The sequence below is a fragment of the Cellulomonas sp. NS3 genome (assembly GCF_024757985.1).
Lineage (GTDB): Bacteria > Actinomycetota > Actinomycetes > Actinomycetales > Cellulomonadaceae > Cellulomonas_A.
In genome coordinates, this window is record NZ_CP103289.1 from 4446141 (window position 1) to 4462036 (window position 15896).

The following is a 15896-nucleotide window of genomic DNA, read 5'->3' on the forward strand; positions in this document are numbered from 1 at the left end:
GACCGCCGACCTACCCTGACCGCATGGGTCCGCACGACCAGGTCTGGCACCTGCACCACGGCGACCGCGTCGTCGCCTCGCTGCACGTGACCGAGGCGGACTTCCCCTGGCTGCGCGCCCGCGTCGAGCCGGCCCCGGGCTTCGACGCCGTCGCCCCGCTCCTCGCGGAGGAGGCACGGCTCGCGGACGCGATCGACGGCGACGTCACCGCCGAGTGGGAGGCGGCCCGCGACCGCGTCCGGGCCGCGACCCGGCTCAGCCGTCCCGACGGGCGGGACGTCCGGGAGTACCTGCTCCACGTGGACGGCTCGGAGGCGTGGTGGCGCTGCGGCGACGAGGGCGCCGGCGCCGGCCGGTAGCCTCCACGGCCGTGGGACCGTGGCCGCGCCGTCCGCCACCCCCCGGCATGCGGCCCGTCCGCGCGCGGGACGTCCCCGCCGTCGCCCGGCTCGCGGCTCGGGCGATCCTCGCGCCGTCGCGCCCGTGGGTGCGCCGCGGGGCGGCTGCGCCGGTCACGGCCGCGATGCCCGGGCAGACGACGAGGCGCCCGGTCACGTGACCGGGCGCCTCGTCGGGCCGCGTGGGCGGCGGTGGTGCGTCAGTACCCGCGCGTCGGCTCGTCGTGCGAGCCGCGGGAGTCGGGCGTCGTGAAGTCGTCGCTCGACTGGATGTCGCCGCTCGTCCCGACCGTGCCCGACACGTCACCCGCCCACTGCGTGCCCGAGGGCGAGTCGGCGGAGTAGGTGACGTCGTCCTTGGACGTGCCGGTGCCCGTGGACGTGTCGTTGCCCTTGGACCCGGTGAGGCCCGTGCTCGCGACGGCACCCTTGACGGCGGTCGCCGCCTTGTCCACGAGCGTCGAGCCCTGCTCCTTGGCGAACTGGGTCGCCTGCGACTCGATCGTGCTCACCTTGGACTGCACGCGCGGGTCGTTCCAGAGGTGGTTCGCCTTGGCCTTGATGACCTCGAACTGCTGGCGGCCGGCGCGCGTGCCGAGCACGTACCCGACACCTGCGCCGACAAGGAACACTGCCTTGTTCTTCATGTGCGGTCCTCCGTCTGCTGGGGGGAGCGGACGTCTCCCGAGGAGCCGAGCCTAGGGAGGAGTGTCCGGTTCCGCCTCTCGGGACGGCGCCCTCACCACGGGATCTGCGGCGAGCGGTACCAGCGGAGGCCCGCGCGGTCCCAGGACCGGGCGAGGTGCCGGACCCGCACGCCGAAGCCCTCCCACGACCGCCGGTCTCCTTGCGTCCACGCCACCTCGGCGACCGCCGCGAGCCTCGGCAGGAGCAGGAAGAACAGGTCCTCGGGCGTGCGGACGGTCTCCGTCCAGATCGCGGCCTCCACCCCGACGACGCTGCTCTCCGGGACGCCCGGGACGACCGCGAGCGGGTCCCAGTCGTAGGAGTCGCGCAGCTCGACGTGGCCGGCCCACTCGAGGCCGATCGGCGTGCTCGCGTCGTACTTCAGGTCGAGGTACACCTTGCTCGCGGGCGACAGGAGCAGCAGGGCGCCCGCCTCGACCGCCGGGCGCACGAGCTCCGCACCGTCGCGCTCGTCCCACAGCTGCACGACCGTCCCGGGCGTCAGCGTCGCCTTCGCGACCTCTTGCCAGCCCACGACCGTCTTGCCCGCGCCCTCGACGATGCGTGCGGCGGTCTCGACGAGCCGCGCGTACTCGGCGCGCTCCATCGTGTGCACCTCGTCGCCGCCGACGTGGACGTACGGGCCGGGGGTCATCGCGGCGACGTCGGTGAGCACGTCGCGCAGGAACGGCTCGGTCGTGGGAAGGTCGGCGTGCAGGCGGCTGAAGCCGACCTCGATGCCGGTGTACGGGTCGGTCGGCTCCCCGGACGGGGTGAGCTCGCCGAGCGCGTGCAGCGCCGCGTTGACGTGCCCGGGCAGGTCGATCTCGGGGACGACGGTGATGCCGCGGGCGCGCGCGTAGGCGGTGAGCTCCGCGAGGTCGTCGACCGAGTAGTAGCCGCCCGGGTCGTCGCCGACCGCGGTCTTGCTCGAGACGTCCACGAGCTGCGGGCGCGAGGGCACGTCGAGGCGCCAGCCCTGGTCGTCGGTCAGGTGCAGGTGCAGCACGTTGAGGCGCAGGCTCGCCATGACGTCGACGACCGTGCGCAGCACCTCGGGACCGAAGAAGTGCCGGGCGACGTCGACGCTCAGCCCGCGCCAGCCGAAGCGCGGGGCGTCCACGACGACGACCGCGGGGAGCCGCACGGCGCCGGGCCCGGCGTCGGGGCCCGGCGCGGCGAGCTGCTCGAGCACCGTCGCGGCGTGCAGCAGGCCGTCGACCGCGAGCGCGCTCAGCGTGACCCGGCGCTCGGTGACCTCGACCCGGTAGGCGCCGACGGCACGCTCGGGCGAGAGCCCGGCGTCCGGCAGCCCCAGCGCCGCCGCGTCGTCGACGAGCCGCAGGACGACGGTGTCCGGCTCGTCGGCGCCGTTCGCGGTCACGGGGACCGCGAAGCCGGCGAGCCGCGAGAGGCGGTGCGCGACCGTGGAGGCGACGTCGGGCAGGGCGCCGGCGACGACGCGCGTGCGGGGGCCGAGGACGTAGCCCGGGCCGCCCGTCGTCGTCGCGCTCAGCGGGGCGGGCACCAGGGGCAGGTCGGTCATCCGGCGTTCTCCTCGGTCGGGGGGCGTGCTCGGCTCAGGGGCGCGCGGCGTCGGCGTCCGCGTCGACCCACGCGCCCGCGCGCAGCACGCGCACCGGCAGGAGGTCGTCGTCGACCACGAGCACGTCCGCGCGGCGCCCGGCCTCGAGCGCCCCGACGTCGCGCCGGCCGAGCACCGTGGCGGGCGTCGTGGCAGCGGCGTGCACCGCGTCGACCAGCGGCACCCCGGCGGCGACGGTGGCGCGCACGACGTCGACGAGGTGCGCGGTCCCGCCGGCGATCGCCCCGCCCTCGGCGAGCCGGGCGACGCTGTCCGCCACGTCGACGTGGAGCGTGCCGAGCCGGTAGGAGCCGTCGGGCATCCCCGCGGCGGACATCGCGTCGGTGACGAGCGCGATCGCACCGGGCCCGACGAGGTCGAACACCGCGGCGACGGTCGCGCCGGCGAGGTGCGTGCCGTCGGCGACGAGCTCGACGACGGCGTCCCCGCGCGCGGCGGCGGCGAGGCACGCGGCGACGGGGCCGGGGTCGCGGTGGTGCAGCGGGCGCATGCCGTTGAACAGGTGGGTGACGGTGGGCCGGCCGGAGCGGCTCGCGACGGTCGCGAGCGCGCGGACGGCCTGCGCGACGCCCTCGGTTGCGACCTCGGCCGGCGCGTCGGTGTGCCCGATCGAGGGGACGGCGCCGACCTCGGCGAGCGTCTCGACGACGCCGCCCTCCCCGAGCACGCCGGGGACCTCGGGCGCGACGGTCATCGTGAGCAGGTGCCCGCGGGCGACGCGCGCGACCTCCCGGACGAGGCGCGAGCGCCCGTCGAGCACGAGCGCGGGGTCCTGCGCGCCGCAGCGGGCGCTCGACAGGAACGGCCCCTCGAGGTGGATCCCGGCGATCTCCCCGGCGTCGGCGAGGACCGCGAGCGTCGCGGTGCGCTCGAGGAGCGTCGCCTCGGCGGCGGTCACGAGGGACGCGACGAGCGTCGTGGTGCCGTGGCGCAGGTGCTCGCGGACGGCGGTGCGCGCCTCGTCGGGCGTGGTGGCGTCGGGGAAGCTCGCGCCGCCGCCGCCGTGGCAGTGCAGGTCGACGAGCCCCGGGAGCAGCGTGCGGGGGCGCTCGTCGGCCGGGGGGACGTCGAGCCCGGCAGCGGCTGCAGACACCGGCCCGACCCACATGATGTGCTGGTCCCCGACCACCACGAGCGCGTCGTCGAGGACCTGCTCCGGGGTGACGACCCGGCCGCGGATGACGGTCGTGTGAAGCGCAGGTCTCGATGTGATCTCGGCCACTCGAAGATCTTGACACACCCTTGTTAGGAAGGTCTACTAACAAATGTGACGACGCGCACCCTCCGCCCGACGGACAAGGTCCTCCCGGAGCACGGACGCGCCCACAACCGGGCCATGCTGCTGCAGCACCTCTTCCACGAGGGCCCCGGTTCGCGGGCCGACCTGGCCCGGGCGACCGGCCTCACGCGCGTCACCGTCTCCGACCTCATCGCCTCGCTCATGGCGGAGAACCTCGTCGAGGAGCTCGGGCTGAGCCCCGAGGCCAAGGTCGGCAAGCCCGCGATCCTCGTGGGGCTGCGCACCGAGGCCTTCCAGATCGTCGCGCTCGACCTCACCGACGACGAGCACATGCACGGCGCCGTCCTCGACCTGTCCGGGACGCTCGTCGAGCGCCGCTCCGCCCCGGTCGACGGGCGCACCGGACCCGCCGCGGTCGACGCGCTGCTCGCCTTCGCCCGCGAGCTCGCCGCGACCGCGACCTGCCCCGTGCTCGGCGTCGGCGTCGGCTCCCCCGGCGTCGTCGACGACGAGGGCGTCGTGCTCCAGGCGCCCAACCGCGAGTGGTTCGACGTGCCGCTCGCCGCGACGCTCAGCGCCGGGCTCGGCCTGCCCGTGCACGTCGCGAACGACGCCAACGCCGCGGTGCTCGGCGAGTTCACGTACGGCGGCGCGTCGGGCGAGGGCCTGCTCGTCCTCACCGTCGGCCAGGGCGTCGGCGCGGGCATCGTGCTCGACGGCGCGCTCGTCCAGGGCCACCGGCACGCCGCCGGCGAGCTCGGCCACGTCACCGTCGTCGACGACCGCGACGACCACGACACCGCGCCCCTCGGCCGCGCCGCGCACTGCGCGTGCGGACGCCGGGGCTGCCTCGAGACCGTGCTGTCGGTGCCGGCCCTGCGCCGCCGCGTCGCGGACCTCGACCCCGAAGCCACCGACGCCGCCCTGGCGTCGGTCGGCCGGCGCCTGGGCATCGCCCTCGCACCGGTCGTGAGTGCGCTGAACCTCTCCGAGGTGGTTCTCAGCGGCCCCCCCGAGCTCCTGGACGGCCCTCTGCGCGACTGCGCGCTGGCGACCCTGCAGGAGCGCACCATCCCGGTCATCAGCAGCGACCTCCAGCTGCGGATGACCCCGCTAGGCGAGGACGGCACCCTCCTCGGGGCCGCCGTCCTCGTGCTGTCGGGACAGCTCGGGTTCAGCTGACGAACCCGAGCTGCCCGCCCTGCAGTCGAGAGCTACCGACCAGCGAGAGCAACCGGCAAGACGGTGCGGCCACGCCAATGACCCGCACCGCCGTGACACGACATGGGAAGGAACCCCCACCGTGAGGATTCTACGTAGTGCAGCGTTCGCGACCGTGGGACTGCTCGCGCTCGCCGCGTGCAGCTCCGGCGCCGGCGACGACGCCGAGACCGACGCCAGCCCCGACGGCGGCACCGAGATCCGCCTGTGGCTCAACGGGACGGACACGTCCGACGAGCTGCGCGAGTACCTGATCACGACGTTCGCCGAGGAGAACCCCGGCTCGACGCTCGTGATCGAGGAGCAGGACTGGAACGGGCTCGTCCCCCGCCTCCAGACGGCCCTGACCTCGGCCGACCAGACCCCCGACGTCGTCGAGATCGGCAACACCCAGACGCCGACGTTCGCCTACGCGGGTGCGTTCAGCGACGTGAGCGACCTCTACGAGGAGGTCGGCGGCGAGAAGCTGCTCCAGGGCTTCGTCGACGCGGGCAAGGTCGACGACACCGTCTACGCGCTCCCCTACTACTCGGGCGCCCGCGCGGTGTTCTACCGCAAGGACCTGTTCGCGGCGGCCGGGGTGTCCGTGCCCACGACGCTCGCCGAGTTCAACGACGCCGCGGTCAAGCTCCAGGCCGCCAACCCGGCCGGGACGCCGAACTTCTCGGGCTTCTGGTTCCCCGGGCAGGACTGGTACAACGGCACCGCCTGGATCTACACGCACGGTGGCGAGCTCGCGGTCAAGGACGGCGACGAGTGGGCCGGCGCGCTGTCGAGCCCCGAGTCGCAGGAGGCCCTCGCCGAGGTCCAGACGCTGTTCCAGACGGGGACGAGCGCGCCCAAGGACGCCGACTCCAACGAGCCGTGGGTCCCGTTCAACAACGGCGAGGCCGCGATGTTCTCGGCGCCGACGTGGGCGCGTTGGAGCATCGACCTGCCCGAGTGCAACAAGGCCGTCGACCCCGAGGACGAGTCCGAGGAGGCCAAGGCGCTGCGCACCGAGCAGCAGAAGTGCAACGAGGAGAAGACCGGCGTCTTCGCGCTCCCCGGCACCGAGGCGGGCACGCCCGCGACGGTCTTCGCCGGTGGCTCGAACCTCGCGATCCCCGCGAAGTCCGAGAACCAGGAGCTCGCGCAGAGCCTGCTGAAGATCATCTTCAGCGAGGAGTTCCAGGTCATGCTCGGCGCCAACGGGCTCATCCCGGGCAACTCGGAGTACGCCTCGTCGCTCGGTGACGACGTGTACGCCTCGGCCGCGCTCGACGCCGCACTGGGCGCCAAGCTCACCCCGGCCGCCGAGAAGTGGGCCGACGTCGAGGGCGCGCGGATCCTGGAGGACTTCTTCCAGCAGGTCGCGAGCGGTGCGGACCTCAAGACCGCCGCCGCCGAGGCCGACCAGCTCCTGGCCGACACGCTCAACTGACCCGGCGAGGACTCCCCGGGGGCGCTGCGCGACACGTGCGACACGTGCGCCGGTGCCCCCGGGCCCCCGCCCGACCCCCTGGAGCACCCATGTCCGGCCCCCGTCTCGGCCGAGCGGTCGCCCCCGCCGCACCTCCCCCGCCCGGCGTCGTGCCGGCCCCGGGCCTCACACCCCCCGACCTGCCGCCCGCCGGCCTGCCGCCCGCGGCCGCCGGCACCCGGCCCCCCGTCGTCCCCCGCCGGCGCCCGCTGCGCACCCGGCTCGGCGCCTACCTGCTGCTGGTCCCCGCGACCGCCGCGGTCGCCGTGGGCCTCGGCTACCCGCTCGTCCGCCAGCTCGTCCTGTCCTTCCAGGAGTACGGCCTGGCCCAGCAGTTCGGCCGGCCCGCGGAGTGGGTGGGCCTCGCGAACTACCGGACGCTGCTGTCCGACCCCTACGTGTGGGGCGTCATCGGCCGCTCGATCGCGTTCTGCCTCGTCAACGCCGCGCTCACGATGGTGATCGGCATGGCGCTCGCGGTGCTCATGGCCAAGGTCGGCCGCGCCGCCCGCATGACGCTGCAGGTCGGGATGCTGCTCGCGTGGGGCACCCCGGTGCTCGCCACGATGACCGTGTGGCAGTGGCTGTTCGACTCGCAGTACGGGGTCATCAACTGGCTGCTGGCCGAGCCGCTCGGGCTCGACGGCTGGCGCTACCACTCGTGGCTGATCGAGCCGCTGTCCTTCTACGCCGTCGCGACGGTCATCGTCGTGTGGATGAGCGTGCCGTTCGTCGTCTTCACGGTGTACGCGGGCCTGCTCCAGGTCCCGACCGAGACGATGGAGGCGGCGCAGCTCGACGGCGCGAACGGCTGGGACCGGTTCCGGCTCATCACCATCCCCATGGTCAAGCCCGTGCTCTTCGTCGTCGCGCTGCTCCAGGTGATCTGGGACCTGCGCGTGTTCACGCAGGTGTACGTGCTGCAGCGCGCCGGGGCACCCACGCGCGACACCCACCTGCTGGGCACCTACATCTACTCGCTCTCCAAGGAGTTCTCGATGGCCGGAGCGATGGCCACGATCATGCTGGTCCTGACCCTCGCCCTGACCTGGTTCTACATCCGCCGGATGCTGCGCGAGGAGGAGCTGTGAGGGCCACCGTCGGGCGCTGGTCGCTCGGGACGGTCGCCGTCCTCGTCGCGGTCGTCTGGGTCTTCCCGATCTACTGGATGATCTCGAGCTCGTTCCTGCCGTCGAACCGGCTGCAGACGCCGACGCCGACGTTCTTCCCGACCGACGGCACGATCGCGAACTTCCGAGCGGTCTTCCGCGACTCGACGTTCTTCGAGTCGTTCCGCACGTCGCTCGCCGTGACCGCCGTGACGCTCGTCGCCGCGATCCTGTTCGCGTTCGTCGCGGCGCTCGCCGTGTCCCGGTTCCGGTTCCGCGGGCGCAAGTCGTTCATCGTCGCGATCCTGGTCGTGCAGATGATTCCCGCCGAGGGGCTCTTCATCTCGCAGTACCAGATGCTCGACGGCTGGGGCCTGGTCAACGCCGTGCTCGGCCTGACGATCGTGTACGTCGCGGCGATCCTGCCGTTCACGATCTGGATGCTGCGCGGCTTCGTGACCGGCGTGCCCATCGAGCTCGAGGAGGCCGGCATGGTCGACGGGCTCTCGCGCACCGGCGCGTTCTTCAAGATCACCTTCCCGCTGCTGGCCCCCGGGCTCGTCGCGTCGGGCGTCTACGGGTTCCTGCAGGCGTGGAACGAGTACACGCTGGCGCTGGTCGTCATGACCGAGCCGTCGCGTCGCACGCTGCCGCTGTGGCTGCAGGGGCTCGTCGAGGCGAACCGCGCGACCGACTGGGGCGTCGTCATGGCGGGCTCCACGCTCATCGCGGTGCCGGTGATCCTGTTCTTCCTGTTCGTGCAGAACAAGATGACGAGCGGGCTCGTCGCGGGGGCGGTGAAGGGGTGAGTCCAGCGACGGACGGGGGCGTCACTGTGCAGGTCGAGGGGCAGGTGGGCGAGCAGGTCGACGGGCTGGTCGGAGAGCAGGGGGACGTGGGCGCGCAGGTGGACGGCGGGGCCGGTGCGGCCTCGGGGCTGGCGGGCACGTCGCTGGACGGGCGCACCGCGGGCGCCGCCCCCGGTGGTCACGCTCCCGCGCCCGACGGCGGCCCGCGCGGCGGCTGGTCCGTCGGGCTCGACATCGGCGGGACGAAGGTGCTCGGGGTGCTGCTCGCGAGCACGCCCGGCGCGGCCCCGGTCGTGCACGGGAGCGTGCGCGTGCCGACGCAGCGCGGGCACGACGGCGTCGTGGCGTCGGCCGCCGAGGCCGTCAAGGCGCTGTGCGCCCAGGCGGGGCTCACCGTCGACGACCTCACCGGTGTCGGTGCGGGCGTCCCCGGCGTCGTCGAGCCGCTCACGGGCGCCGTCTCGCACGCCGTGAACCTCGGCATCGACGGCACGGACGTCCCCCTCGGGGAGCTCCTGCGCGAGCGGCTCGGCGGCGTGCCGGTCGGCGTCGAGAACGACCTCAACGCGGCCGCGCTCGGTGCCGCCGAGCTCTTGGGCCTCGGCGGGGACCTCGCGTACCTCGCGCTCGGCACGGGCGTCGCCGCGGGGCTGCTGCTCGACGGGCGGCTGCGGCGCGGGCACCTCGGCGCGGCCGGCGAGATCGGGCACGTGCCCTACGTCGTCGAGGGCCCGCCATGCCCGTGCGGCCAGCGCGGGTGCCTCGAGCTGTACGCGTCGGGCTCCGCGATCGACGCCGCCTGGCCGAGCCGCACCGGGCGACCGGCGCCCGCCGAGGTCTTCGAGGCCGCGGCCGCCGGCGACCGGGAGGCGCTCGCCGTCCAGGGGCGGTTCGTCGACGCGGTCGCCGCCGCGGTGCGCATGCTCGTGCTCACGTGCGACGTCGAGCACGTGGTGCTCGGCGGCGGCGTCGCCGAGGTCGGCGCCCCGCTGCTCGAGGAGGTCGCCGCCGCCGTGCGCCGCCAGGCCGAGGGCTCCGCGTTCCTGCGCAGCCTGCACGTCGCCGAGCGGCTCAGCCTCGTCCCGCGCGAGCTCCAGGTGGCGGCGGTCGGTGCGGCGCTCGCCGCACGGCGCAGCCCCGTGTCCCCCGTCACCCCCGAGAGCCAGGCGGTCCGCTGATGGAAGTCGTCATCCACCCCTCCACCCAGCACCTCGCCGCGCTCGCCGCCGGCGCGATCGACGCGCTGCTGCGCCGCACGCCCGACGCGGTGCTCGGCCTGGCGACCGGGTCCAGCCCGCTCAAGGTCTACGACGAGCTCGCGCGCCGGCACGCCGAGGAGGGCCTCTCCTTCGCCGCGGCGCGCGCGTTCATGCTCGACGAGTACGTCGGGCTCCCGCTCGACCACCCCGAGCGGTACCGCAACGTGATCGAGCGCGACCTCGTGGGCCGCGTCGATCTCGACCCCGCGGCCGTGCACGGCCTCGACGGGCTCGCCGAGGACCTCCCGGCGGCCTGCGCGGCGTACGAGCAGGCCATCGCGGACGCGGGCGGGGTCGACGTGCAGATCCTCGGGCTCGGCACCGACGGGCACGTCGCGTTCAACGAGCCCGGCTCGTCGCTCGCGTCCCGCACGCGGATCAAGACGCTCACGCAGCAGACCCGGGCCGACAACGCCCGGTTCTTCGGCGACGACGTCGAGGCGGTGCCGCGTCACGTGCTCACGCAGGGTCTCGGGACGGTCATGGCAGCGAAGCACCTCGTGGTCCTGGCCGACGGGCGCCGCAAGGCTCAGGCCGTGCACCACCTCGTCGAGGGCCCGGTCACGGCGATGTGGCCCGCGAGCGTGCTGCAGCTCCACCCGCACGTCACCGTGCTGGTCGACGACGCGGCCGCGGGCCGGCTCCAGCTCGGGGAGTACTACCACCAGACGTGGGCGCAGAAGCCGGAGTGGCAGGGAATCTGACGTCGGGACGCGTCCCCGGCGGGACACGAGCCAGGCACGGGACCGGTAGGTCCACGAGGACGGGCCCGGCGCACGCCCCCGTGGCGGCGCGCCGGGCCCGTCGTCGTGCGGGCGCCGGGTGGCGGGACAGCCCGCGGGCGGCCCCGGAGGCGGCCGGTCAGGCCTTGTGGCAGGTGATCTTGATGTAGATCGGCCAGGTGTGGTCGTACGTCACCGTGTCGTCGTCCCAGTTGACGTCGAACGCGATCGACCCGGTGTACTCCCACGACCGGAGGCGCTGGGTGCCCTGGACCGTCTGGCCGGGCTCGATGCGGTTCGGCAGACCCACGATCGCGCGGCCCGCCGGGTAGGCACGTACGTTGCCGATCGTGCCGGCGACGTCGCGGTGGTTGGTGACCTCCCACGTGACGACCCACTCCCCCACGGTGGAGTCGCACACGCAGGTGCCGCGGATGTCGGCGGTGAGGCCGGACGACGCCTGGGCCGGGGCGAGGCCCAGGCCGAGGAGCACGAGGGTCGACGCCAGGGCGGCGGCGGCCCTCCGGACGGATGACGGGGCGTACGACGGGACACGGTTCATGACGGTTCTCCCCCAGGTGACGACGTCACCTCGGGTGCGGGTGCCGGACCCGGCCACGACCGCCCCCGAGGTCGTGAGAGCGCTCTCGCGCTACCAGAAGCGTATCTATCGGACATCCGGGGACGTCAAGGACGAACGTCCCGTCCTCGTGTGAACATCGTGTGACGTCCGACCCACGGCCCGCGGCGGCGGACGGGCTCCCCGGACGCGGGTCGGCCCCGGTGACGTGAGGTCACCGGGGCCGACCGTGACCCGGCTGAGCCGGGTCGCCGCGCCGCCGTCAGTACGGGCAGGTGCTGCGGTACTCCGAGATGGCCGCGCCGCTGGGCGGCGGGCAGAGGAACTGCGTGTACCGCTCGTCGTCGTCCACGAAGCGCTTGAGCCACGAGATGCTCTGCCGCGCGATCGTCGTGTTCGAGGTGTTGGGCGCGAAGTGGCTCGCGCCCCGCAGCTCGAGGTAGGCCTTGTCGAGGCTCGCCGGGAGGTTCTCGTAGAACGGCTCCGCGTGCGTGGTCACCGAGGCGACCGAGTCGTTCTGCGCACCGATGACGAGCGTCGGGGTCTGCACCTCGGGCCACGTCTTGTCGGTGTTCCACGGCGTCATCGGGATCGCCGCCTGCAGGGCCGGGTTGTCCTTCGCGGCCTCGAGCGCGCCGCCCCCGCCCATGCTGTGGCCCATGACCGCGAGCCGGCTCGCGTCGATGCGCCCGCGGACGCTGCTGCTGCCGGTGAGGTAGGCGAGCGCCGCCCGGAGCTGGTCCCCGCGCGACGAGGGCTGGTCGTAGCGGGAGTTCGTGTCGATCGTGATGACGACGAAGCCCTGCGACGCGAGCCGGGGGCCGAGCCACGCGATGCTCGACTGCGCGGCCGTGTACCCGGGCGAGATCGCGACGGCGCCGAACGTCCCCTCGGCCGTCGACGTCGGGTACGTGATCGTGCCGCCCCCGAAGCCGCTCGCGGCGAACCGGGACACCGTCGTCTGCGCGACGGCGAACGGCCCGCGGGCCGCCTCGATCGAGGCGACGGTCGGCGCGGGGCCGCGCTCGTACGGGCTCGCGGCGATCGTCACCGGGGGCGCGGCCGCCGGTGCGTCGACGGTGAGCTGCGGCTCGGTCGCCGCGTGCTCGTCGATGGCGCGCTGGCTCACGACCGGCGGCGTCTCGACGGTGGCCGGGTCGCCCGCGGCGGCGGACGCGGACGGGGCGAGCGTGCTCGCCGCGAGGGCGAGGCCGAGGGTGGCGACGAGCGGCACCCGGCGGCCGGGCGCGGCGCTGCGCCCGGGTCGTGCGAGGAGTCGGTTCACTGCGGAGCCCTTCAGGACGGCTGCGGGGCTGAGGGGTACCCCGGTGCGGTGGTGGCGCACCGCCTCATCGTGACCCGCGGAGGGGCCTCTGCGGTAGCCGTACCAACCGGTCGGTTTGCGGACATCTCGGGCAGCGGATCCGGAGAAGGCGCCGGGAAAGCGTCGAATCGGCCTCTCGCGAGCACGCCCGGACGGCCCCGGGACCCGTGCGTCAGCGCGCGGCGTGCACGGCTCGCCGCACCCGACTCCGGCGACCAGGGACCCGCCGAGCCGCGCGTCGTCCAGCAGGCGCCGGGACGCCTCGGGCTCGACCCCCTCCCCTGCGCCTACGCTGGGCGAACTGCGGTTCGCGTGCGGAGGCCGCGCGGGTCGCTCACCACGGCGGGCGCGACCGGCAGGGCGCTCCCAGAACCGAGGCACCATGAGCGCAGCTCGAAGTCCCGCGGGCGAGGCAGTCGTGCCCGCTGACCCGCCCGGCGTGCAGCTTCCCGACGGGCTCCCCGAGCACGTCACCCGCTCGACCGGCCTGGACCGGCTCGCCGACCTCGCCGCTCGTCTGCTGCACGCTCCGGCCGCGCAGGTCTCCCTGCTCACGCACGAGCAGCTCGTCGCCGCCGGCTCGGGCCTCCCGCCCGGCACGGTCGGCAGCACCGGACCGCTCGAGGACTCCCTGTGCACGGTCACCGTCGAGCACGGGGCGCCGCTCGTCGTCCAGGACGCCGCGACGGACGAGCGCGTCCGCCACCTCCCCCCGGTGCGCACGGGCGGCGTCGGCGCGTACCTCGGGGTCCCGCTCGAGAGCGGAGACGGCCACCACGTGGGGGCGCTGTGCGTCTTCGGGCCCGACCCGCGCGCGTGGACGGCAGGCGACGTCACGGTCCTCACCGAGGTCGCGCGCGCCGCGTCGAGCGAGCTCGAGCTCTCCGCCGTGTCGGCCGACCTCGAGCGCGACCGCATGCGCTGGGAGCTGGCCGTGAGCGCCGGTGGCGTGGGCAGCTTCGACTGGGACCTCCGCACCGGGACGCTCGTCTGGGACGACCGGCTGCTCCAGATCTTCGGGTTCACCCGCGCGGAGTTCGGGCGCACGATCGATGCGTTCAACTCGCGGCTGCACCCGGACGACGCCGCCCGCGTCGGTCAGGCGCTCGACGAGGCGATCGCCGGCTCCACGACGTACGAGGCGGAGTACCGCGTCGTCCTCCCGGGCGGGGTGACGCGCTGGGTCCAGGCGCGCGGGACCGCCGTCCCCGGGCCGGACGGGCGGGCGACGCGGGTGCTGGGCGTCGCGTACGACACGACCGCGAACCGGGACTCCGACGCCCGCCTGACCCGGGTCCTCGAGACCATGTCGGCCGCGTTCTACTCGCTCGACGCGCGGTGGCGGTTCACGTACGTCAACGCCGAGGCCGAGCGCCTGCTCGGGCGGCGCCGCGAGGAGCTGCTCGGCGGCGACATCTGGGAGCTCTTCCCCGCAGCGGTCGGCTCGCCGTTCGAGACGCACTACCGCGACGTCGTCCGGACCGGCCACCCGCAGAGCTTCGAGGCGTACTACCCCGAGCCGCTCGACGGCTGGTACGAGCTGCGCGCGTGGCCCACCGCGGACGGGCTGTCGGTGTACTTCCTCGACATCACCGAGCGCCGGAGCGCCCAGCAAGCGGCCGAGGCGGCGCTCGCGAGCGCCGACCGCGCGACCCGCCGCCTCGAGCTCCTCGCGCGCGCGAGCCAGGACCTCGGCGCGACGCTCGACATCGACGAGGCCCTCGCGAGCGTCGGAGGGCACGTGGTCCCGGCGCTGGCCGACTGGTGCATCATCACGCGCGTCGAGGACCACGGGCTGCGCGACGTGGGCACGTGGCACGTGGACCCGGCGATGCGGGGAACGCTCGAGCGCTACGCCGCGATCCGGCTCGAGACCCTCGACCTCACGTCGTCGTTCGTCGCGCAGGCCATCAGCACCGGGGAGCCGTCGCTGGTCCTCGCGCCGGCCGCCGAGTCGATGGCGCAGTACCTGGGCTCCCCCGAGGCGCGCGCGCTCGTCCGCGAGCTCGCGCCCCACACCGGGGCGGTGCTCCCGCTGCGGGCCCGGGGGCGCACGAGCGCGCTCATCACGCTGTGCCGCGGCGCCGGGCGGCCGCGGCTCGGCGGCACCGACATGCTCGCCGCCCTCGAGCTCGCCGAGCGGGCCGGGCTCGCGGTCGACAACGCGCGGCTCTACAGCGAGCAGCACACCATCGCCGAGGGCCTGCAGCGCAGCCTGCTCACGGCGCCCGTCGAGCCCGACCACATGCAGGTCGTCGTGCGCTACCAGCCGGCGGCCGAGGCCGCAGAGGTCGGCGGCGACTGGTACGACGCGTTCCGGCAGCCGGACGGGTCGACCGTGCTCGTCATCGGCGACGTCATGGGCCACGACATCACGGCCGCCGCGGACATGAGCCAGGTGCGCTCGCTCCTGCGGGGCATCGCGTACGCCACCGGCGCGACACCGGCCACGATCCTGAGCACGCTCGACGCCGCGATGCAGGGGCTCGGCGTCCGGACGAGCGCGACCGCCGTCGTCGCGCGCGTCGAGCAGCCCGCGGGCGAGGGGCACGGGCCGCACGTGCTGCGCTGGTCCAACGCGGGGCACCCGGCCCCCGTGCTCCTGGAGCCCGACGGCACGACGCGACTGCTCGACGCGCGGACCAACGACCTGCTGCTCGGCGTGTCGGCGTCGTGGCCGCGCGAGGACCAGGAGCTCCGGCTCGAGGCCGGGTCGACCGTGCTGCTCTACACCGACGGGCTCGTGGAGCGGCGCGACCGGCCCGTCATGGTCGGCATGGCCCAGCTCCAGGAGGCGGTCGCGAAGCTCGCGGACCGCGACCTCGACGCACTCGTCGACGGTGTGCTCGCGCGCCTGTCCCCCGGCCGGAACGAGGACGACGTCGCGCTCGTCGCCGTCCGCCTGCACCCGCAGGACCGTCCCCGGCCACCCGAGGCCGGCCCGAGCCGGGTCCGGCCGGCGCCCACCCCGTCCGTGGACCCGTCGAGGCCGTCGCCCGGTGGATGAACGTTCACCCATCCGGCGCGATGGGGCGGCGGGACGCATGGTGGTCTCTACCGACGTGAACGAGGTGGCTCGATGCGCGTCCCCGCGCTGCTCAGCTCGGCCCGGCTCGGCCGGCAGTGGAGCGTCCGCGTCGCGCGCTCCTACGGCGCCTCCGACGCCGCCCTGCAGGTCGTCGAGCTCCTCACGAGCGAGGTCGTGACCAACGCCGTGAAGTACGGGCACGTCACCGACGCGATCGACGTCGACGTGCGGTGCGCCCACGACGAGCTCACCGTGTCGGTGACCGACGACAACCCCACGCCGCCCCTGCTGCTGGAACCCGACGCCGGGCGCGCCGGCGGGCAGGGCATGCGCGTGGTCGCGGGCCTCGCCCGCAGCTGGGGATGGCTGCCCACGTGCCACGGCAAGAGCGTGTGGTTCACGGTCCCGCTGACCTGACGACCGCCCCGCCTGCCCCGGCGGCGCGCCTGCG

At 74.6% G+C, this 15896-nt stretch carries 14 protein-coding genes; 9 read left to right on the forward strand and 5 right to left on the reverse strand.

What is annotated here, in order from left to right:
* Positions 1-23 precede the first annotated feature (23 nt).
* Positions 24-359: a hypothetical protein gene (locus NXY84_RS20105; RefSeq protein WP_258724792.1), complete on the forward strand. Its 336-nt coding sequence runs from the start codon at positions 24-26 to the stop codon at positions 357-359.
* Between the two features lie 239 nt (positions 360-598).
* On the opposite strand, the gene NXY84_RS20110 is transcribed toward NXY84_RS20105, so the two are convergent.
* The 3 genes from NXY84_RS20110 to NXY84_RS20120 all read right to left on the reverse strand — a co-directional run bounded on the left by NXY84_RS20110 (position 599) and on the right by NXY84_RS20120 (position 3913).
* Entirely contained in the window at positions 599-1045 is a 447-nt protein-coding gene (locus NXY84_RS20110; protein ID WP_258724793.1) for a hypothetical protein, read from the reverse strand.
* Between the two features lie 92 nt (positions 1046-1137).
* Positions 1138-2631, reverse strand: coding sequence for a beta-N-acetylhexosaminidase (locus NXY84_RS20115; protein ID WP_258724794.1), 1494 nt, complete (start codon positions 2629-2631; stop codon positions 1138-1140).
* A 34-nt stretch (positions 2632-2665) separates the two neighbouring features.
* On the reverse strand, positions 2666-3913 hold the full coding sequence (locus NXY84_RS20120; protein WP_258724795.1) for an N-acetylglucosamine-6-phosphate deacetylase: 1248 nt from the start codon (positions 3911-3913) through the stop codon (positions 2666-2668).
* 114 nt (positions 3914-4027) lie between these two features.
* Here NXY84_RS20120 and NXY84_RS20125 point away from each other — a divergent pair, with 114 nt between their 5' ends.
* The 6 genes from NXY84_RS20125 to nagB all read left to right on the forward strand — a co-directional run bounded on the left by NXY84_RS20125 (position 4028) and on the right by nagB (position 10495).
* Positions 4028-5113: an ROK family transcriptional regulator gene (locus tag NXY84_RS20125; RefSeq protein ID WP_396126407.1), complete on the forward strand. Its 1086-nt coding sequence runs from the start codon at positions 4028-4030 to the stop codon at positions 5111-5113.
* 154 nt (positions 5114-5267) lie between these two features.
* Positions 5268-6575, forward strand: coding sequence for an extracellular solute-binding protein (locus NXY84_RS20130; RefSeq protein WP_258724797.1), 1308 nt, complete (start codon positions 5268-5270; stop codon positions 6573-6575).
* A gap of 89 nt (positions 6576-6664) precedes the next feature.
* On the forward strand, positions 6665-7705 hold the full coding sequence (locus tag NXY84_RS20135; protein ID WP_258724798.1) for a carbohydrate ABC transporter permease: 1041 nt from the start codon (positions 6665-6667) through the stop codon (positions 7703-7705).
* Positions 7702-8532, forward strand: a complete 831-nt coding sequence (locus tag NXY84_RS20140) for a carbohydrate ABC transporter permease (RefSeq protein WP_258724799.1) — start codon at positions 7702-7704, stop codon at positions 8530-8532. The genes NXY84_RS20135 and NXY84_RS20140 overlap by 4 nt, the downstream gene beginning before the upstream one ends.
* Positions 8529-9710, forward strand: coding sequence for an ROK family protein (locus tag NXY84_RS20145; RefSeq protein WP_258724801.1), 1182 nt, complete (start codon positions 8529-8531; stop codon positions 9708-9710). Before NXY84_RS20140 ends, NXY84_RS20145 begins: the two co-directional genes overlap by 4 nt.
* Positions 9710-10495, forward strand: a complete 786-nt coding sequence (nagB, locus tag NXY84_RS20150; RefSeq protein WP_258724802.1) for a glucosamine-6-phosphate deaminase — start codon at positions 9710-9712, stop codon at positions 10493-10495. Before NXY84_RS20145 ends, nagB begins: the two co-directional genes overlap by 1 nt.
* Before the next feature lie 157 nt (positions 10496-10652).
* On the opposite strand, the gene NXY84_RS20155 is transcribed toward nagB, so the two are convergent.
* Positions 10653-11075 carry a hypothetical protein gene (locus tag NXY84_RS20155; protein WP_258724803.1) on the reverse strand — a complete coding sequence of 141 codons (423 nt, stop codon included), beginning with the start codon at positions 11073-11075 and terminating at the stop codon, positions 10653-10655.
* A 280-nt stretch (positions 11076-11355) separates the two neighbouring features.
* Entirely contained in the window at positions 11356-12378 is a 1023-nt protein-coding gene (locus tag NXY84_RS20160) for a dienelactone hydrolase family protein (protein ID WP_258724804.1), read from the reverse strand.
* A gap of 478 nt (positions 12379-12856) precedes the next feature.
* On the opposite strand from NXY84_RS20160, the gene NXY84_RS20165 reads away from it, so the two are divergent.
* Entirely contained in the window at positions 12857-15424 is a 2568-nt protein-coding gene (locus NXY84_RS20165) for a SpoIIE family protein phosphatase (RefSeq protein WP_258724805.1), read from the forward strand.
* Positions 15425-15496: 72 nt separating this feature from the next.
* Entirely contained in the window at positions 15497-15862 is a 366-nt protein-coding gene (locus NXY84_RS20170; RefSeq protein WP_258724806.1) for an ATP-binding protein, read from the forward strand.
* The last annotated feature ends 34 nt before the right edge of the window (positions 15863-15896 follow it).

Coding starts and splice junctions, on each gene's coding strand:
- NXY84_RS20105 (WP_258724792.1), top strand. CDS start 24: ATGGGTCCGCACGACCAGGTCTGGCACCTGCACCACGGCGACCGCGTC.
- NXY84_RS20110 (WP_258724793.1), bottom strand. CDS start 1,045: ATGAAGAACAAGGCAGTGTTCCTTGTCGGCGCAGGTGTCGGGTACGTG.
- NXY84_RS20115 (WP_258724794.1), bottom strand. CDS start 2,631: ATGACCGACCTGCCCCTGGTGCCCGCCCCGCTGAGCGCGACGACGACG.
- NXY84_RS20125 (WP_396126407.1), top strand. CDS start 4,028: ATGCTGCTGCAGCACCTCTTCCACGAGGGCCCCGGTTCGCGGGCCGAC.
- NXY84_RS20135 (WP_258724798.1), top strand. CDS start 6,665: ATGTCCGGCCCCCGTCTCGGCCGAGCGGTCGCCCCCGCCGCACCTCCC.
- nagB (WP_258724802.1), top strand. CDS start 9,710: ATGGAAGTCGTCATCCACCCCTCCACCCAGCACCTCGCCGCGCTCGCC.
- NXY84_RS20155 (WP_258724803.1), bottom strand. CDS start 11,075: ATGAACCGTGTCCCGTCGTACGCCCCGTCATCCGTCCGGAGGGCCGCC.
- NXY84_RS20170 (WP_258724806.1), top strand. CDS start 15,497: ATGCGCGTCCCCGCGCTGCTCAGCTCGGCCCGGCTCGGCCGGCAGTGG.